The 17,530-nt window shown below is 71.1% G+C and carries 15 protein-coding genes and 2 pseudogenes; 2 read left to right on the forward strand and 15 right to left on the reverse strand.

Annotated elements, in window-relative coordinates:
• From FNX44_RS11825 to FNX44_RS11850, 6 genes and pseudogenes are all read right to left on the reverse strand, one after another.
• A pseudogene (locus FNX44_RS11825) lies at window positions 1-142 on the reverse strand (23S rRNA (guanosine(2251)-2'-O)-methyltransferase RlmB); the annotation flags it as partial.
• Between the two features lie 82 nt (window positions 143-224).
• Window positions 225-1,625, reverse strand: a complete 1,401-nt coding sequence (gene cysS, locus FNX44_RS11830; RefSeq protein WP_143648012.1) for a cysteine--tRNA ligase — start codon at window positions 1,623-1,625, stop codon at window positions 225-227.
• 62 nt (window positions 1,626-1,687) lie between these two features.
• The gene (locus FNX44_RS11835; protein ID WP_143648013.1) at window positions 1,688-2,101 is read right to left on the reverse strand and encodes a PPOX class F420-dependent oxidoreductase; all 414 of its coding nucleotides are present in this window, start codon (window positions 2,099-2,101) and stop codon (window positions 1,688-1,690) included.
• 200 nt (window positions 2,102-2,301) lie between these two features.
• Window positions 2,302-2,838: a 2-C-methyl-D-erythritol 2,4-cyclodiphosphate synthase gene (ispF, locus tag FNX44_RS11840; RefSeq protein WP_143648014.1), complete on the reverse strand. Its 537-nt coding sequence runs from the start codon at window positions 2,836-2,838 to the stop codon at window positions 2,302-2,304.
• Complete coding sequence (ispD, locus tag FNX44_RS11845; protein ID WP_143648015.1) at window positions 2,828-3,592, reverse strand: 2-C-methyl-D-erythritol 4-phosphate cytidylyltransferase; 765 nt, start codon at window positions 3,590-3,592, stop codon at window positions 2,828-2,830. The genes ispF and ispD overlap by 11 nt, the downstream gene beginning before the upstream one ends.
• A gap of 530 nt (window positions 3,593-4,122) precedes the next feature.
• Complete coding sequence (locus FNX44_RS11850; RefSeq protein WP_143648016.1) at window positions 4,123-4,605, reverse strand: CarD family transcriptional regulator; 483 nt, start codon at window positions 4,603-4,605, stop codon at window positions 4,123-4,125.
• Window positions 4,606-5,270: 665 nt separating this feature from the next.
• On the opposite strand from FNX44_RS11850, the gene FNX44_RS11860 reads away from it, so the two are divergent.
• Window positions 5,271-5,981 carry a copper chaperone PCu(A)C domain-containing protein gene (locus FNX44_RS11860; RefSeq protein ID WP_143648017.1) on the forward strand — a complete coding sequence of 237 codons (711 nt, stop codon included), beginning with the start codon at window positions 5,271-5,273 and terminating at the stop codon, window positions 5,979-5,981.
• Between the two features lie 164 nt (window positions 5,982-6,145).
• Here the strand turns inward: FNX44_RS11860 and phoP are convergent, their stop codons facing one another.
• Both phoP and FNX44_RS11870 read right to left on the reverse strand, forming a co-directional pair.
• The gene (gene phoP, locus FNX44_RS11865; RefSeq protein WP_143648018.1) at window positions 6,146-6,826 is read right to left on the reverse strand and encodes a two-component system response regulator PhoP; all 681 of its coding nucleotides are present in this window, start codon (window positions 6,824-6,826) and stop codon (window positions 6,146-6,148) included.
• Entirely contained in the window at window positions 6,823-8,307 is a 1,485-nt protein-coding gene (locus FNX44_RS11870) for a sensor histidine kinase (protein ID WP_143648019.1), read from the reverse strand. Before FNX44_RS11870 ends, phoP begins: the two co-directional genes overlap by 4 nt.
• A gap of 311 nt (window positions 8,308-8,618) precedes the next feature.
• Here FNX44_RS11870 and phoU point away from each other — a divergent pair, with 311 nt between their 5' ends.
• The gene (gene phoU, locus FNX44_RS11875; RefSeq protein WP_143648020.1) at window positions 8,619-9,314 is read left to right on the forward strand and encodes a phosphate signaling complex protein PhoU; all 696 of its coding nucleotides are present in this window, start codon (window positions 8,619-8,621) and stop codon (window positions 9,312-9,314) included.
• 147 nt (window positions 9,315-9,461) lie between these two features.
• Here phoU and FNX44_RS11880 read toward each other — a convergent pair.
• The 7 genes and pseudogenes from FNX44_RS11880 to FNX44_RS11910 form a co-directional block, all read right to left on the reverse strand.
• Window positions 9,462-11,765, reverse strand: a pseudogene (locus FNX44_RS11880) (NADH-quinone oxidoreductase subunit G); the annotation flags it as partial.
• Window positions 11,762-13,114, reverse strand: coding sequence for an NADH-quinone oxidoreductase subunit NuoF (gene nuoF, locus FNX44_RS11885; RefSeq protein WP_143648022.1), 1,353 nt, complete (start codon window positions 13,112-13,114; stop codon window positions 11,762-11,764). The pseudogene FNX44_RS11880 and the gene nuoF, both read right to left, overlap by 4 nt.
• Complete coding sequence (gene nuoE, locus FNX44_RS11890) at window positions 13,114-13,962, reverse strand: NADH-quinone oxidoreductase subunit NuoE (RefSeq protein WP_143648023.1); 849 nt, start codon at window positions 13,960-13,962, stop codon at window positions 13,114-13,116. The genes nuoF and nuoE overlap by 1 nt, the downstream gene beginning before the upstream one ends.
• A complete protein-coding gene (locus tag FNX44_RS11895; RefSeq protein ID WP_173019164.1) occupies window positions 13,959-15,344 on the reverse strand; it encodes an NADH-quinone oxidoreductase subunit D in 1,386 nt (461 codons plus the stop codon). The genes nuoE and FNX44_RS11895 overlap by 4 nt, the downstream gene beginning before the upstream one ends.
• Window positions 15,344-16,114: an NADH-quinone oxidoreductase subunit C gene (locus FNX44_RS11900; protein WP_143648024.1), complete on the reverse strand. Its 771-nt coding sequence runs from the start codon at window positions 16,112-16,114 to the stop codon at window positions 15,344-15,346. Before FNX44_RS11900 ends, FNX44_RS11895 begins: the two co-directional genes overlap by 1 nt.
• Window positions 16,111-16,665 carry a NuoB/complex I 20 kDa subunit family protein gene (locus tag FNX44_RS11905; protein ID WP_143648025.1) on the reverse strand — a complete coding sequence of 185 codons (555 nt, stop codon included), beginning with the start codon at window positions 16,663-16,665 and terminating at the stop codon, window positions 16,111-16,113. Before FNX44_RS11905 ends, FNX44_RS11900 begins: the two co-directional genes overlap by 4 nt.
• Before the next feature lie 81 nt (window positions 16,666-16,746).
• A complete protein-coding gene (locus tag FNX44_RS11910) occupies window positions 16,747-17,106 on the reverse strand; it encodes an NADH-quinone oxidoreductase subunit A (RefSeq protein WP_143648026.1) in 360 nt (119 codons plus the stop codon).
• Window positions 17,107-17,530: the final 424 nt, after the last annotated feature.

A 17,530-nucleotide genomic window follows, 5' to 3' on the forward strand; every position in this document is an offset into this window, starting at 1 on the left:
GCTTGGCGTGGCCCTTGCGCATCTCGGCGGGCGGGGTGGGGCCCTTGCCCTCCAGGCTGCGGCGCCGCTTGCCGCCGCTGCCTACCTGCGCGCCCTTCTTGTTGGACGTGCGGCGGTTGCGCCGCTGGCTGTTGCCGGCCATGAGGTGGTCCTCGTCTTTCGGTGTTCGTGAAGTCTGTGGGTGGCGGCCGGGTGGGGCCGCCGGGGCCGGGACGCCCGGGACGTCAGTGGCGTCCCAGCTCCCAGCGGGGGCCGGCCGGGGTGTCCTCGATGACGAGGCCGGAGCGCTGGAGTTCGTCGCGGATGGCGTCGGCGGTGGCGTAGTCCTTGCGGGCGCGGGCCGCCTGCCGCTGTTCCAGTACGAGGCGGACGAGGGAGTCGACGACGTCGTGCAGTTCCTCGCTCTGCCCGTCGCCGGCCGCACTCCAGTGTGCGTCGAGCGGGTCGAGGCCGAGCACGCCGAGCATGGCGCGCAGTTCGGCGAGGGCGGTGGCGGTGGCGTCCTTGTCGTCCGCGCCGAGGGCGGCGTTGCCGTGCCGGACGGTGTTGTGGACGACGGCCATCGCCTGGGGGACGCCGAAGTCCTCGTCCATCGCTGCGGCGAACTCGGCGGGTACCTCGGCGGCCGGTTCGACCTCGCCGACCTGCTCCACGGCGCGCTGGACGAAGCCCTCGATGCGGGAGAACGCGGTCTCCGCCTCGCGCAGCGCCTCGGGGCTGTACTCGATCATCGACCGGTAGTGCGGGGTGCCGAGGTAGTAGCGCAGCACGATGGGACGCCAGGTGCGGACCATCTCGGCGACGAGCACCGAGTTGCCGAGCGACTTGCTCATCTTCTCGCCGCTGAGCGTCACCCAGGCGTTGTGCAGCCAGTGCGCGGCGAAGTCGTCGCCGTAGGCCTTCGACTGGGCGATCTCGTTCTCGTGGTGCGGGAAGACCAGGTCGACGCCGCCGCCGTGGATGTCGAAGGCCGGACCGAGGTACTTGTGGGCCATGGCCGAGCACTCCAGGTGCCAGCCGGGACGGCCGGGGCCCCAGGGGGTGTCCCACCGTGGTTCGCCGGCCTTGGCGGCCTTCCACATGGCGAAGTCGCGCGGGTCCCGCTTGCCGGTCTCGCCCTCGCCCGCCGGCTGGCGCAGGTTGTCGAGCTCCTGGCCGGAGAGCGAGAGGTAGTCGGCGTAGGAGCGGACGTCGAAGTAGACGTTGCCGTCGGCCGCGTAGGCGTGACCGCGGTCGATCAGTCCGCGCATCATCTCGATCATCTCCGGCACGTGGCCGGTCGCGCGCGGCTCGTAGGTGGGCGGCAGGCAGCCGAGCGCGTCGTAACCGTCGTTGAAGGCGCGCTCGTTCTCGTAGCCGATCGCCCACCAGGGTCGGCCCTGCTCGACCGACTTGGCGATGATCTTGTCGTCGATGTCCGTCACGTTCCGGACGAACGTGACGTCGTAGCCGCGGTGGGCGAACCAGCGGCGGATGATGTCGAAGTTCAGGCCGGAGCGGATGTGGCCGATGTGCGGCTGGGACTGCACGGTCGCGCCACACAGGTAGATCGAGACGCGGCCCGGGATCAGCGGGGCGAAGTCACGGAGCCTGCGGGTGCTGGTGTCGTACAGCCGAATGGTCACCCGACAAGGGTAGTGGAAGCCGGGCGGGGCTCACGCCAGCCGCCCCCGCCGGGCGGCGGTGCTCAGGCGAGGTCGCCGCGGCCGACGACCTTGCGCGGCGTGATCCGGACGACGACCCTGGCCGGCTCGTCCGCGGCCCGCGGATTGAACTCGCCGTACGGCCTGCCGGTGTACTTCTTCGACAGCTCGTCGATGAGCTCCTGGCCGCCCTCGGTGGTCAGCTCCGCCGTGCCCCGGATCTCGGCGTAGTGGTACGGCTCGTCGGCGGGTTGCACGACCACGGTGACGCGTGGGTCGCGTTCCATGTTCCTCGTCTTGCGGCGGCCGACGACGGTGGAGATCAGGACGTCGTCGCCGTCCCGTTTCACCCAGACCGGGGAGCCCTGGGGGCTGCCGTCGGGCTGGATGGTGACGAGGGTGACGAACACCGTCCCGTCGAGCAGGCGCTTGAGGTCCTCGGACAGGGTGGTGCGCACGGCGGTCCCCTCTGCTGGTCGGCGTCCCGGGCTGCTGCTTGTGGGCCTGTCGGAGCGTGTACCTCCGTCGGACCCGTTCGACACCCACCCGTGAGGGTGAATCTCGGACACGCCGTCCCCTCTACTCCCTCGGTGAAGGGGCGGCCCGACCGGTTCAGCGGGAGCGGACGGCCCGGTTCAGCGGGAGCGGGCGGCCCGGTTCAGCGGCCGGCGGGGACGACCAGTGCGGTGGCGACGGCCGCCAGGCCCTCCGCCCGTCCGGTCAGCCCGAGGCCGTCCGTCGTCGTGCCGGAGACCGAGACGGGCGCGCCGACGGCGGCGGAGAGCACCCGCTGGGCCTCCGCCCGCCGCTTGCCGATCTTGGGGCGGACGCCGACGACCTGGATGGCGACGTTGCCGATCTCGAAGCCCGCCGCCCGCACGATGCGCGCGGCCTCGGTGAGCAGCGCGACGCCGGACGCGCCGGCCCACTCGGGGCGTGAGGTGCCGAAGTGCTCGCCGAGGTCGCCGAGGCCGGCGGCGGAGAAGAGGGCGTCGCAGGCGGCGTGCGCGGCGACGTCGCCGTCGGAGTGGCCGGCGAGGCCGAAGCCGCCGGATGCCTTCTCGTCCCAGAGCAGACCCGCGCACCACAGCTCACGGCCCTGCTCGAAGGCGTGCACGTCGGTGCCGATACCGGTCAGCGGCAGCACGGCGGGGGCGCCGGGGGCAGCCGGGGTGTCGGTCGGGTCAGAAACCATCGGTGGCCCTCCTGCGGGCGAGTACGGCCTCGGCGAGTACCAGGTCGAGCGGCCGGGTGACCTTGAACGCCTCCTCGTGGCCGGGCACCAGTCGGACATCGTGGCCGAGGCGTTCGACCATTCCGGCGTCGTCGGTGGCGCCGTCGCCCTCGTCCGTGACGCGGCGGTGCGCGGCGGCGAGCACGTCCCGGTCGAAGCCCTGGGGGGTCTGCACCGCACGCAGCCGGGCGCGGTCCGGAGTGCCGACGACGCGCTCGGGCGCGCTCGGCTCGACCTCCTTGACGGTGTCGCTCAGCGGCAGCGCGGGGACCACCGCGGGCGCGCCGTCGCGGACCGCCGCGATCACGTCCTCGACGGTGTCGACGGGCACCAGCGGGCGCGCCGCGTCGTGCACGAGCACGATCTCGACGTCCGGCGGCAGGGCCTCGACGCCCCGGCGGACCGAGCGCTGCCGGTTGTCGCCACCGGGCACGACCAGCAGCTCGGCGGACTCGGAGTCCGGCAGCGGGTGGGCGTCGAGCAGCCGGCGGGTCTCGGCCACACCGTCCGGCGGGGCGACCACGACGACCAGCCCGACCGTGCGGGCTCTGGCCATGGCGCGGACGGCGTGCACGAGCATCGGGATGCCGCCGAGCGGGCGGAGGGCCTTGGGCGTGCCGGGGCCGAGCCGGGTGCCGCGACCGGCGGCGGGGATGACGGCGGCCGTGCGCGGGTCACCGGCCGGGCGGGACGGGTTGCGCGTTTCGTCGGACATCAGTCGCTCGTTCAGGTTTGTGTGACGGGCAGGTTTGTCCACCCGCCGGGTCTGGGTATGGCCAGAGCGTGCCGGGTGGTACGGCTGAGCAGCCCTTCCGTGACGACGCTCAGCCGGCCGAGGCCCGGCGGATCACCGTCAACCGGTGCGTACGGCCACCGCTCTCGAGTCGGCGGCCGACGGACACGCCGACGGACACCTGCGGGCGTCGGGAAGCGATGGACGCGTCGCCCGTGGGTACACCCGTTCCACACGATCGCGGCGCTTTCGCGTGCGTACGTCCCTCCGCGTCGCGCCGTCTCGCACGCCCGCGGCTCGCCGTCGGCAGGAGCCGACGGCGAGCCCGGAACACGGAAGACGAACGGAACGACCGCGGAAGACATACGACACGAGGACGTACGACACGAGGGGCGGGCGCTTGCGAGCGCGGCGCGGCGCCTGTCGGCATCGACCGGGGCGGTCGGCCGTCCAGGCGCCGTCGTGTTCACGAGCGCCGCTTCTCGATCCTTCGGCGGATCAGGATCGGCGGGTCAGGAGGAGAGGACCTCGTCGAGCAGGGCCTCGGCCTTGTCCTCGTTGGTGTTCTCGGCGAGCGCAAGCTCGCTGACCAGGATCTGACGCGCCTTGGCGAGCATGCGCTTCTCGCCTGCCGACAGACCACGCTCACGCTCGCGCCGCCACAGGTCGCGTACGACCTCGGCGACCTTGATGACGTCACCGGACGCCAGCTTCTCCAGGTTCGCCTTGTAACGCCGGGACCAGTTGGTGGGCTCCTCGGCGTACGGCGCGCGCAGTACCTCGAAGACCCGGTCCAGACCGTCCTGACCGACCACGTCGCGCACACCGACAAGCTCTGCGTTTTCTGCGGGTACACGAACCTCTAGATCGCCTTGAGCGACCTTCAGGACCAAGTAGGTCTTGTCCACGCCTTTGATCTGACGAGTTTCGATTGCCTCGATCAGCGCGGCCCCGTGATGGGGATAGACCACGGTGTCGCCAACCTTGAACGTCATGTGACAGGTACCCCTTCCGTGACTATCCAGGGTAGCACGGGAACGGCGTCTCCTGAATGGCGTTTCCGCAGGTCAGGCCATATCTCGGGGCTTGACAACAGCGCCCGGAGCGTGCTGCGACCCGCCCGGAGGCGAGGGAATTCGCAGGTCGGGGCCACTGTCGGGGCGCATCAAAACCGTCCCACCACCAGGCGGACGAGGGGCCACAAGAGGGCACGAAAGTCCGATTTGCCGGGAATCAAGTGGCCGTGGATTGGCCGGAGTTAATTGATCAAGACACCGATGATCGTTTGACCCGGGCAAGCTCCGCCGGCACTCACCGCGCGGCCCGCGGAACGAATTCCCGCGCCCTCGCTATTCGCTTCGGGAATCCGCCGGCCGCTCCCCCGCCCTCCCGGAGGGGCATTCACCTCCGGGAACCTCGCACGTCACCCCGCACGCGTTCACCCGAGGCACCTCGTCCACCCACAGCCCGGACCACCCCCCGCACAGGTGTCACATCCACACTCGGTTGACACAAACCGATCAGGTGGACGCAGGGGGTGGGTCGCCTGAGGGCGACGAAGGGCGAGTGGGTACCCTGAGCCGCTGACAGACCTTTGATCAGTTCACCCCGGACTGGTCACGCCCCACTGTTCTTCTCACCGCTAGGAGATGCCGCCGCCGTGAGCAGCAGCCTTCGACGCGGCGTCGTCGCCGCCACCGTCATCGCGCTCTCGACCCTTTCGCTTGGCGCCTGCGGCGCCGGGTTCAACGCCCAGACGCAGGACGTGAGGCCCAGCAGCGCTTCGGTCAGCGTCGACAACATCAAGATCGAGAACATCGTCGTCATCACACCCGAGGAGGGGGAGGGCCCGGCGGTCGTCTCCGCCCGGATCTTCAACAGCGGTACCGAGGACGAGACGCTGCGCTCCCTCACCGTCGAAGGCGCCGGTGACGTCGAACTGACGCCCGCCGAGGGCGGGAAGCTGGTCGTACCGGCCGGCGGCTCGCTGATGCTGGGCGGCGAGGGCAACGCCATGGCCGTCGTCAACGACCCGAAGGACGTCGCCGACGGCAACGAGCAGCGCGTGTCCTTCGTGCTGAGCGAGACCGGCAAGCTCAGCACCTGGGCTCTGGTCGTCCCGGCGACCCGCCAGTACGCCGACTGGGGTCCGACGCCGCAGGCCGCGCCCGCCGACGAGAAGTCCGGCGACGACAAGTCCGGCGACGACAACCGCGAGGACGCCGGGCAGGACGGCAACGCCGGTGACCAGGACGGCGCCGCCGGCGACAACGCCGAGGGCCAGCAGGACGCGCAGGGAGCCGAAGGCGCTGAGGGCGCCGAGAACCAGGACGGCGCCGCCGAGGGCGCCGAGGCCACTCCGAGCAGCTGAGCCACCTTCCGCCCCCGGGTCACGGACCCGGGGGCGGACCACGTCGAGGGCCGTGCCCGGGTCACCCCGGTCACGGCCCTCGGTCATGGGTCACGGCCCTCGGTCATGCCTGCGGCGCCTCACGGCCGACGGCTCACGGCCGGTGGCGGCTTGCGCTCGGCGGCCTACGGCTCGAACTTGTAGCCCAGGCCGCGCACGGTCACCAGGTAGCGCGGGGCGCCCGGGTCCGGCTCGATCTTCGCCCGCAGGCGCTTCACGTGCACGTCGAGCGTCTTGGTGTCACCGACGTAGTCGGCGCCCCAGACCCGGTCGATGAGCTGCATCCGGGTCAGCACCCGGCCCGCGTTGCGCAGCAGCATCTCCAGCAGGTCGAACTCCTTGAGCGGCAGGTCGATCTTGCCGCCCGCGACGGTGACGACGTGGCGGTCGACGTCCATCCGGACCGGTCCGGCCTCCAGGGCCGCCGGGGCCGTCTCCTCCGGCTCGCCGCGGCGCCGCAGCACGGCCCGGATGCGGGCGACCAGCTCACGGGAGGAGAACGGCTTGGTCACGTAGTCGTCGGCCCCTATCTCCAGGCCCACGACCTTGTCGATCTCACTGTCCTTGGCGGTCACCATGATGACCGGGACGTTGCTGCGGCTGCGCAGTTGGCGGCACACCTCCGTGCCGGGCAGGCCGGGCAGCATCAGGTCGAGCAGTACGAGGTCTGCGCCGTTGCGCTCGAACTCGTCGAGGCCGTCCGGCCCCGTCGCCGCGATGGCGACTTCGAATCCTTCCTTGCGGAGCATGTACGACAGCGCGTCGCTGAACGATTCCTCGTCCTCGACAACGAGCACTCGGGTCACGGAAGGACCTCCGGGGCTGAGAATCGGTCATGGGTGAAGGTCGGGTACGACCCCCGGTGTGGAGCACGGTCGGCCGGCTGCGACCGGTCCGACCCTGCGTGGTGCGGCTCGATGGTGGCGGTGACGGCCCGGTCGACCGACCGGTCCGCGCGGGTGTGCTCCGGTTCGGCCTCTCCGTCACCGTCGGGGCCGCCCGCCCCCCGGACGGTGTCCGGGCCGTGGAGGACGCCGTCGTCGTCGGGGTCGGCGGTGTCGCCGTAGGCGGCCGGCTCCTGGAGGGCGCCGCTGAGCCGGTTCCGGTTGCGCCGGTTCTCCTCGGCCCGCTCGCGGGCGCTGCCGGCCTCCGGCAGCCGGAGGGTGAACGTGGAGCCCTGGCCCTCCGAGCTCCACACCGTGACCTCCCCGCCGTGCGAGGCGGCCACGTGCTTGACGATGGCGAGGCCGAGGCCGGTGCCTCCGGTCGCCCGGGACCTGGCCGGGTCGACGCGGTAGAACCGCTCGAAGATCCGGTCCTTGTCCCGCTCGGAGATGCCGATGCCCTGGTCGGTGACGGCGATCTCGATCATGTCGCCGCCGGCCTCGCGGACCCGGCGGGCGGCGATGCCGACCCGGGTGCGCGGCGGCGAGTAGTTGACGGCGTTCTCCACCAGGTTGCCCAGGGCCGCGGCGAGCTGGCCGCGGTGGCCCCAGACGTGGAGGTCGTCGGTGCCGCCGGCGGCGATGGTGATCTGCTTGCCGGTGGCGGCCTGCCGGCAGCGGTCCGTGGCCTCGTTGACGAGCGCCCGCACCTCGACGGGCTCGGAGTCCTCCATCGGGTCGTCGTTCTGCACCCGGGAGAGGTCGATGAGTTCCTGGACGAGGTTGGTGAGGCGGGTGGCCTCGTGCTGCATGCGGCCGGCGAACCGTTCGACCGCCTCGGGGTCGTCGGAGGCGTCCATCACCGCTTCGGACAGCAGCGACAGCGCACCCACCGGAGTCTTGAGCTCGTGGCTGACGTTGGCCACGAAGTCCCGGCGGATCGCCTCGATCCGGCGGGCCTCGGTGAGGTCCTCCACCAGCAGCAGGACGAGTCTGGAGCCCAGCGGCGCCACCCGGGCCGAGACGGCGAGCAGGTCGCCGCGGCCCGTGCCGCGCTGCGGGAGGTCGAGTTCGACCTGGCGGATCTCGCCGTCCCTGCGGGTGTCCCTGGCCATCTGGAGCATGGGCTCCACGGCCAACCTGCCGCCCCGGACGAGGCCGAGGGCGTAGGCTGCCGAGCTGGCCTTGACCACCGAGTCCTCCTCGTCGAGCACGACGGCGGAGGAGCGCAGGACGGAGAGCACCGTGTCGACACCGGGGGGCAGCACGGCGGCGGTGTGCAGCGAGCTGCGGGTGGGGCGCCGCTGCTCCCGCTCGCTCCAGCGGAACGCCAGTACAGCGATCGCGCCGGTGCACACACCGACCAGCGCTGCCACTGCGGCGACCGCCGCGTTCACGTCCATGACCCCAGGTTAAGCGGGTCTCGGAAGGGCAAGGCAGCCCGGAGAGGGTCGGCGACGGGACTCGTCCCGCAGAGTTCACCGGCAGGACGGCGGTGATTCACTGGGGAACTGGCAAAATGGGGCAAAAGTCACGATCCTTTCGGTGCGCCGGGAGGCGTGTTCCGGTGTCCCAGAGTTCACCCGAAGGTCGGAGGTGGTTCACTTGGCGGGTCGAAGCCGGACGCATAACCACCCAAGGCTTGGGGAAGCGGGAGGCACGGACCCGACCGGCCCCCACACTGGCCCGCCGCCATGCGAGGGAAGGACAGTCAATGCGTGACGCGTACCACGAGGAACTCGACGCGATCAGCGACAGCCTGGTCGAGATGGCCCGGCTCGTCGGCTCGGCCATCGGCCGGGCCACGACGGCGATGCTGGACGCCGACCTCAACCTCGCCGAGAGCGTCATCGCCAACGACGACAAGGTCGACCACCTCCAGCGCGAACTGGAGACCCGGGCCATCCAGCTGCTCGCCCGCCAGCAGCCCGTCGCCACCGACCTGCGGATAGTGGTCACCTCCCTCCGGATGAGCGCCGACCTCGAGCGCTCCGGCGACCTGGCGCAGCACGTCGCCAAGGTCGCCAGGCTGCGCTTCCCGGACAGCGCCGTCCCGCGCGACCTGCAGGCCACCATCCTGGAGATGGGCCACCTCGCGCAGCGCCTCATGGCCAAGGCCGCCGAGGTCATCATCACCAAGGACGTCGACCTCGCGCTCCAGTTGGAGCAGGACGACGACAAGATGGACGACCTGCACCGCACGCTGTTCCAGCACCTGATGGACGACCGCTGGAAGCACGGCATCGAAACGGCCGTCGACGTGACGCTGCTCGGCCGCTACTACGAGCGGTTCGCCGACCACGCGGTCTCCGTGGCGCGGCGCGTCGTCTACCTGGTCACCGGAGACTACGCCGACGAACTCGACCCGGCGGCGGCCGCCGCCTCCGCCACCACGGGCGGCGAGGACTGACCGGCATCGCGACCTTCTGTCACGCCCGCGGGGCCCGGCCGGGCCCCGCGGGCGTGTGCGTCAGCGGGTGCCCAGACCCGCGTCGCGGGCGAGCAGCGCGGCCTGCACCCGGTTCGCACAGCCGAGCTTCGCCAATATCCGGCTGACGTACGACTTCACCGTCGCCTCGCTCATCCGCAGCCGGACGCCGATCTCGGCGTTGGACAACCCCTCCCCCAGCAGCTCCAGCACCTCGCGCTCGCGGGGGACAAGATCGGCCAGTCGGTCGCGAGCGCGGCGGGCGCGGTCGTCCCGCTCGCCCGAGCCGAGGCTGTCGATCACGTGCCGGGTGGCGGCCGGGGAGAGATAGGCATCGCCGGAGGCCGCCGCGCGGACGGCCCGGATCAGCTCCTCGGGCGCGGAGTCCTTGAGCAGGAAGCCCGCGCCGCCGCCGCGCAGCGCTCCGAGCACGTTCTCCGGCTCGCCGAACGTGGTGAGGATCAGCGGCCGCGCGCCGGGCACCGCACGGCGCAGCTCCGGCAGCGCCGACAGGCCGTCCAGTACCGGCATCTGGATGTCCAGCAGCACCACGTCGGCGCGGTCGGTGACCTCGGTGGGCCGCTGTTCGAGGCTGACGAGGAAGCCGACCGCGTCCAGCGCCTCGCGGGCGCGGGCCGGGTCGGGCAGGTCGCGGACCTCGACGCCGCCGACGAGCAGCGCGGCGAGTTCGCCGGTGGCGGCGGCCTCGATGATCTGGCCGGTGTCCCGGCCGGCGCTGCGCGGGAGTTCCGCCACGCCCCAGGCGGTGGCGGTCTCCTCGCGGGCGCGCGGGTCGGTGGCGGGCCGCCCGCCGGGCAGCAGGCCGGGCATCGCGCCGGCCTCCAGCGCGGCGCGTTCCCCGGCGCGGCGCGGGATCCAGACGAGCCGCGCGCCGGTGGCGGTGGCGAACCGGAGTGCGGCGGTGAGCGCGCCGGGCACGGCGGCGAGCCGTTCGCCGACGAGGACCACGGCGCCCTCGGCGCGCAGTGCCTCGGCGGCCCGCGCCCCGGCGTCGTCCAGGCCGACGCCGCCGGCGAGTGCGTCCAGCCACTCGGTCTCGGTGCCGGGCGCGGCGGGCAGCAGGGTGCCACCGGCCTTGGTCAGGCCGCGGGTGGCGTGGGAGGCGAGGGCGAAGGTGCGCTGGCCGTGCTTGCGGTGGGCCTTGCGCAGCCGCAGGAAGACGCCGGGGGCCTCCTCCTCCGCCTCCAGGCCGACGAGCAGTACGGCGGGCGCCTTCTCCAACTCCCGGTAGGTGACGCCGTCGCCGCCCAGGTCGACGCCCCGTCCCGCGACGTGCGCGGCGAGGAAGTCGGCCTCCTCCGCGCTGTGTTGCCGGGCGCGGAAGTCGACGTCGTTGGTGCCGAGCGCGATCCGGGCGAACTTGGCGTAGGCGTAGGCGTCCTCGTGGGTGAGGCGGCCGCCGGCGAGCACTCCGGCGCGGCCCCGGGAACCGGCGAGGCCGCGTGCGGCGGCCTCCAGTGCCTCGGGCCAACTGGCCGGCTCCAGCTTTCCGTTGTCCGGGTTGCGGACGAGCGGGGTGGTGAGGCGGTCGGGGCGCTGGGCGTAGCGGAAGCCGAAGCGGCCCTTGTCGCAGATCCACTCCTCGTTGACCTCGGGGTCGTCGGCGGCGAGGCGCCGCATGACCTTGCCCCTGCGGTGGTCGGTGCGGGTGGCGCAGCCGCCGGAGCAGTGCTCGCAGACCGAGGGCGAGGAGACCAGGTCGAAGGGGCGGGAGCGGAACCGGTAGGCGGCCGAGGTGAGCGCGCCGACCGGGCAGATCTGGATGGTGTTGCCGGAGAAGTAGGAGACCAGCGGGTCGCCCTCACCGGTGCCGACCTGCTGCAGCGCGCCGCGTTCCAGCAGTTCGATCATCGGGTCGCCGGCGATCTGGTTGGAGAAGCGGGTGCAGCGGGCGCAGAGCACGCAGCGTTCGCGGTCCAGCAGCACCTCGGCGTTGACCGGCACCGGCTTGGCGAAGGTGCGCTTCTTCCCTTCGAAGCGGGTCTCCGGGTCACCGGTGGACATGGCCTGGTTCTGCAGCGGGCACTCACCGCCCTTGTCGCAGACCGGGCAGTCCAACGGGTGGTTGATCAGCAGGAGTTCCATCACTCCGCGCTGGGCCTTCTCGGCCACCGGCGAAGTGAGCTGGCTGCGGACCACCATGCCGTCGGTGCACGTGATCGTGCAGGACGCCATCGGCTTGCGCTGGCCCTCGACCTCGACGATGCACTGGCGGCAGGCGCCGGCCGGGTCGAGCAGCGGATGGTCGCAGAAGCGGGGGATCTCGATGCCGAGCAGTTCGGCGGCGCGGATGACCAACGTGCCCTTGGGGACGCTGATCTGCGCGCCGTCGATGGTGAGCGTCACCAGGTCCTCGGGCGGCACGGCGGCCTCGCCGCCGCCTGAGGACTTCTGGTCGGTCGTGACGGTCACGCCTTCACCTCCGGGTGAGCGTTGTCGGTGCCGTCGCCGGAGTCGGCCCACACCGTGGACCTGGCCGGGTCGAACGGGCAGCCGCGGCCGGTGATGTGCTGCTCGTACTCGTCGCGGAAGTACTTGAGCGACGAGAAGATGGGGCTCGCGGCGCCGTCGCCGAGCGCGCAGAACGACTTGCCGTTGATGTTGTCGGCGATGTCGTCGATCTTGTCGATGTCGGACATCCGGCCCTTGCCCGCCTCGATGTCGCGCATCAGTTGGACGAGCCAGTAGGTGCCCTCGCGGCAGGGGGTGCACTTGCCGCAGGACTCGTGGGCGTAGAACTCGGTCCAGCGGGTGACGGCCCGCACGACGCAGGTCGTCTCGTCGAAGCACTGGAGCGCCTTGGTGCCGAGCATCGAGCCGGCGGCGCCGACGCCCTCGTAGTCGAGCGGGACGTCCAGGTGCTCGTCGGTGAGCAGCGGGGTGGAGGAGCCGCCGGGCGTCCAGAACTTCAGCCGGTGGCCGGGGCGCATCCCGCCGCTCATCTCCAGGAGTTGACGCAGCGTAATGCCCAGCGGGGCCTCGTACTGGCCGGGGCGGGCGACGTGCCCGGAGAGCGAGTAGAGCGTGAAGCCGGGGGACTTCTCGCTGCCCATCGAGCGGAACCAGTCCTTGCCCTTGTTCATCAGGGCGGGAACCGAGGCGATGGACTCGACGTTGTTCACCACGGTGGGGCAGGCGTACAGACCGGCGACGGCGGGGAAGGGCGGGCGCAGCCGGGGTTGGCCGCGTCGCCCCTCCAACGAGTCGAGCAGCGCGGTCTCCTCACCGCAGATGTAGGCGCCGGCGCCGGCGTGCACGGTGATCTCGAGGTCCTTGCCCGGGCCGAGCGCGTCCTTGCCGAGGTAGCCGGCGGCGTACGCCTCCCGGACGGCCTCGTGGAGGCGGCGCAGTACGGGGACGACCTCGCCGCGCAGGTAGATGAAGGCGTGGTTCGAGCGGATCGCGTGGCAGGCGATGATCATGCCTTCGATCAGCGAGTGCGGGTTGGCGAAGAGCAGCGGGATGTCCTTGCAGGTGCCCGGCTCCGACTCGTCCGCGTTGACGACGAGGTAGTGCGGCTTGTCGTCGCCCTGCGGGATGAACTGCCACTTCATCCCGGTGGGGAAGCCGGCGCCGCCGCGGCCGCGCAGCCCGGCGTCCTTGACGTAGGCGATCACGTCGTCGGGGTCCATGGCGAGGGCCTTGCGCAGACCCTGGTAGCCGTCGTGGCGCCGGTAGGTCTCCAGCGTCCACGACCGGGGGTCGTCCCAGAACGCCGAGAGCACCGGGGAGAGCAGCTTCTCCGGCGATTCCGTGGTCATCATCGGTCCTCCTCGGACACGGGTCCCGCCGGGTGCGACGGGTCGGAGTCGGAGGTCTTCTGCGGGGCGTCGTGCGAGCTGGGGTGGCTCTCCGGCGGCTGGTCGTCGGCGGGGTCGAGCCCGGGCACGGTCTCCGCGCGGGGGCTGACCACCCGGGTCGCGGGCTGCTCCTCCCCCTTGGCCAGGCGCAGTCCGGCGAGCGAGGCCGGGCCGGCGCCGCCGGACGCCTCGACGGCGCCGGGGCGCTCGTCGGGGAAGCCTGCGAGGATGCGGGAGGTCTGCTTGAAGTCGCAAAGCGGGGCGCCCCTGGTGGGCGCCACCTCGCGGCCGGCCCGCAGGTCGTCGACGAGCTTCTTCGCCGACTCGACGGTCTGGTTGTCGAAGAACTCCCAGTTGACCATCACCACGGGCGCGAAGTCGCAGGCCGCGTTGCACTCGATGTGTTCGAGGGTGACCTTGCCGTCGTCGGTGGTGCCGCCGTTGCCGACGGACAGGTGCTGCTGCAACTCCTCGAAGATCGCGTCGCCGCCGAGCACCGCGCACAGCGTGTTGGTGCAGACCCCGACCTGGTAGTCGCCGCTCGGCTTGCGGCGGTACATGGTGTAGAAGGTCGCGACCGCGGTGACCTCGGCGGTGGTGAGGTCGAGGGTCTCCGCGCAGTAGCGGATGCCGGTCCGGGTGACGTGGCCTTCCTCGGACTGCACCAGGTGCAGCAGCGGCAGCAGCGCGGAGCGGCTGTCGGGATAGCGGCCGATGATCTCCCTGGCGTCCGCGTCCAGTCGCTCCCGCACCTCGGCCGGGTAGTCGGGGGCGGGTAGCTGCGGCATGCCGAGGCTGACGTCCGTCATCGGTCGACACCTCCCATCACGGGGTCGATGGACGCGACGGCGACGATGACGTCGGCGATCATGCCGCCCTCGCACATCGCCGCCATGGACTGAAGGTTGGTGAAGGACGGGTCGCGGAAGTGCACCCGGGAGGGGCGGGTCCCGCCGTCGCTGACGACGTGCACGCCGAGCTCCCCCTTGGGGGACTCGACCGCCGAGTAGGCCTGGCCGGGCGGCACCCGGAAGCCCTCGGTCACCAGCTTGAAGTGGTGGATCAGGGCCTCCATCGAGGTGCCCATGATGTTCCTGATGTGGTCGAGCGAGTTGCCCAGGCCGTCCGGGCCGAGCGCGAGCTGCGCGGGCCAGGCGATCTTCTTGTCGGCGACCATGACCGGTCCCGGCTCCAGCCGGTCGACGCACTGCTCGATGATGCGCAGCGACTGCCGCATCTCCTCCACGCGGATCAGGAACCGGCCGAAGGAGTCGCAGGTGTCGGTGGTCGGCACGTCGAACTCGTAGTCCTCGTAGCCGCAGTACGGCTGCGCCTTGCGCAGGTCGTGCGGCAGGCCGGTGGACCGCAGGATCGGGCCGGTGGCGCCGAGCGCCATGCAGCCGGCCAGGTCCAGGTAGCCGATGTCCTCCAGGCGGGCCTTGAAGACGGGGTTGCCGGTGCAGAGTTTGTCGTACTCCGGCAGGTTGCGGTTCATCTTGCGGATGAACTCGCGCAGCGCGTCGACCGTGCCGGGCGGCAGGTCCTGGGCGAGTCCGCCGGGCCGGACGAACGCGTGGTTCATCCGCAGGCCGGTGATCAACTCGAACAGGTCCAGGACGTGTTCGCGGTCCCGGAAGCCGTAGATCATCACCGTGGTGGCGCCCAGCTCCATGCCGCCGGTGGCGATGGCCACCAGGTGGGAGGAGATCCGGTTCAGCTCCATCAGCAGGACGCGGATGACGCTCGCCCGGTCCGGCACGTCGTCGGTGATGCCCAGCAGCTTCTCCACCGCGAGGCAGTACGCCGTCTCGTTGAAGAACGGCGTGAGGTAGTCCATGCGCGTCACGAACGTGGTGCCCTGCGTCCAGGTCCGGTACTCGAGGTTCTTCTCGATGCCGGTGTGCAGGTAGCCGATGCCGCAGCGGGCCTCGGTGACCGTCTCGCCGTCGATCTCCAGGATCAGCCGCAGCACGCCGTGCGTGGACGGGTGCTGGGGGCCCATGTTGACGATGATCTTCTCGTCGTCGCTCTTGGCAGCGGCCTCGGCGACCTCGCCCCAGTCGCCGCCGCTGACCGTGTAGACGGTTCCCTCGGTGGTCTCCCGGCCGGTCGCGAACTCGTCGGCGGGCGCCGCTGTGTTCTGCGGGGCGTCCTGCGGGCTGTCCTGTGTGGTGTCCTGTGGGGTGCTCATCAGCTGTAGGACCTCCGCTGGTCGGGAGCCGGGATCTGGGCGCCCTTGTACTCGACCGGGATGCCGCCCAGCGGGTAGTCCTTGCGCTGCGGGAAGCCCTGCCAGTCGTCGGGCATCATGATCCGGGTGAGGGCGGGGTGGCCGTCGAAGATGATTCCGAAGAAGTCGTAGGTCTCCCGCTCGTGCCAGTCGTTTGTCGGGTAGACCTCGACGACGGACGGGATGTGCGGGTCGGCGTCCGGGGCGCTCACCTCGAGCCGGATGATCCGGTTGTGGGTGAGCGAACGCAGGTGGTACACGGCCCGCAGTTCGCGCCCCTTGTCCTCGGGGAAGTGCACGCCGCTGACGCCGGTGCAGTACTCGAAGCGCAGCGCCGGGTCGTCGCGCAGGGTGCGGCAGACGGCCGGCAGGTGCTCGCGGCTGATGTGGAACGTCAGCTCGTCCCGGTCCACGACCGTCTTCTCGATGACGGCCTCCGGGTCCAGGCCCTGCTCCTCCAGCGCGCCCTCGAGTTCGTCGGCGACCTCGTCGAAGTACGAGCCGTAGGGGCGGCTGCTGCCGCCGGGCAGCCGGACCGTGCGGACGAGTCCGCCGTAGCCGGTGGTGTCGCCGCCGTCGCGCGGGCCGAACATGCCGCGCCGGACGGCGATCACCTCGCCAAGGTCCTCGCGCTGCGCCGGCAGCGCGCCCTCGGGGTTCTCCTCGGGGGCGTCGGCGGCCTTGTCGGGGGACTTCGGCCTGTCCTCGCCCGCCCGCTTGTCCGCGCTCATCGCAGCAGCCCCTTCATCTCGATCGTGGGACGGGCCTTCAGCGCGGCCTCCTCCGCCTCGCGGGCCGCCTGCTCGCGGTTCACGCCCAGCTTCTCCTCGCGGATCTTCTGGTGGAGCTTGAGGATCGCGTCGAGCAGCATCTCCGGCCGCGGCGGACAACCCGGCAGGTAGATGTCGACGGGCACGACGTGGTCGACGCCCTGCACGATCGCGTAGTTGTTGAACATGCCGCCCGAGGAGGCGCACACGCCCATGGAGATGACCCACTTCGGGTTCGGCATCTGGTCGTAGACCTGCCGCAGTACGGGCGCCATCTTCTGGCTGACCCGCCCGGCCACGATCATCAGGTCGGCCTGGCGGGGCGAGCCCCGGAAGACCTCCATGCCGAACCGCGCCAGGTCGTACCGGCCGGCGCCGGTGGTCATCATCTCGATGGCGCAGCAGGCGAGTCCGAAGGTGGCCGGGAAGAGCGACGACTTGCGTACCCAGCCGGCGGCCTGCTCCACCGTCGTGAGCAGGAAGCCGCTGGGCAGCTTCTCCTCAATTCCCATCTGGTTTCGCCCCTACTCTCAGGTCTTCGGGTCCGTCGGGCAGTGCGCCGGGCGCTCGGCCCGGAGGCTGTGGTCGTCCGGTCAGTCCCACTCCAGACCACCCCGGCGCCAGTCGTAGGCGTAGGCGACGCCGATGAGCCCGACGAAGATCAACATCTGGACGAGGCCGAACATCCCCAGCGCGTCGAAGTGGACGGCCCAGGGGTAGAGGAAGACGATCTCCACGTCGAAGACGATGAACAGCATCGCCGTGATGTAGTACTTCACCGGGAAACGGCCGCCGCTGGCCGGCATCGGAGTGGGCTCGATGCCGCACTCGTACGCGTCGAGCTTGGCGCGGTTGTAGCGCTTGGGCCCGATGACCGAGGCCGCCACCACGGAGAACACCGCGAAGGCCGCGCCGAGAGCCCCGAGCACGAGGATGGGGACGTACGCGTTCACCGCTCCTCGCTCCTTCCAGTCGCCGATGACTAGCTGGGTCCGCTGCGAGCCGGTTCGCCGCCTCCGCGTCACGCGGGGAGCCCTGTCCGACCTGGCGGCCGGACAGAAGATCGTGCACATGTGAGGCAGTTCACAAGCCCGAGTCGCCTGCATCTTATGCCCCCACCTCTGTGATCTGCGACACGGGGTACCGGACTGACTTTGTGATCTTTACCACCCGCACCGCGCGCAACATCCGCAACGGGCAACGATCTTCATACGCAAAGCATCCAGGCACTCACGAATGGTGACAGATGCATTCGGAGCCGCCGGTCAGAGCGGTGCGCTCTAGCAAGTAAGGGGACCCTCATGCAAATTCGCGATCGAGCGACGGGCATGGTAAATGGCCACTACAGCTGATCGTCGGCGAGCACCCACCCGCCCC

It is taken from the genome of Streptomyces alkaliterrae, assembly GCF_007097205.2.
GTDB lineage: Bacteria > Actinomycetota > Actinomycetes > Streptomycetales > Streptomycetaceae > Streptomyces > Streptomyces alkaliterrae.

Bases quoted from the DNA above. Each gene is read 5' to 3' on its own strand.
- ispF (WP_143648014.1), bottom strand. From the start codon at position 2,838: ATGGTTTCTGACCCGACCGACACCCCGGCTGCCCCCGGCGCCCCCGCC.
- ispD (WP_143648015.1), bottom strand. From the start codon at position 3,592: ATGTCCGACGAAACGCGCAACCCGTCCCGCCCGGCCGGTGACCCGCGC.
- FNX44_RS11850 (WP_143648016.1), bottom strand. From the start codon at position 4,605: ATGACGTTCAAGGTTGGCGACACCGTGGTCTATCCCCATCACGGGGCC.
- FNX44_RS11870 (WP_143648019.1), bottom strand. From the start codon at position 8,307: ATGGACGTGAACGCGGCGGTCGCCGCAGTGGCAGCGCTGGTCGGTGTG.
- phoU (WP_143648020.1), top strand. From the start codon at position 8,619: ATGCGTGACGCGTACCACGAGGAACTCGACGCGATCAGCGACAGCCTG.
- nuoF (WP_143648022.1), bottom strand. From the start codon at position 13,114: ATGACCACGGAATCGCCGGAGAAGCTGCTCTCCCCGGTGCTCTCGGCG.
- nuoE (WP_143648023.1), bottom strand. From the start codon at position 13,962: ATGACGGACGTCAGCCTCGGCATGCCGCAGCTACCCGCCCCCGACTAC.
- FNX44_RS11895 (WP_173019164.1), bottom strand. From the start codon at position 15,344: ATGAGCACCCCACAGGACACCACACAGGACAGCCCGCAGGACGCCCCG.
- FNX44_RS11900 (WP_143648024.1), bottom strand. From the start codon at position 16,114: ATGAGCGCGGACAAGCGGGCGGGCGAGGACAGGCCGAAGTCCCCCGAC.
- FNX44_RS11905 (WP_143648025.1), bottom strand. From the start codon at position 16,665: ATGGGAATTGAGGAGAAGCTGCCCAGCGGCTTCCTGCTCACGACGGTG.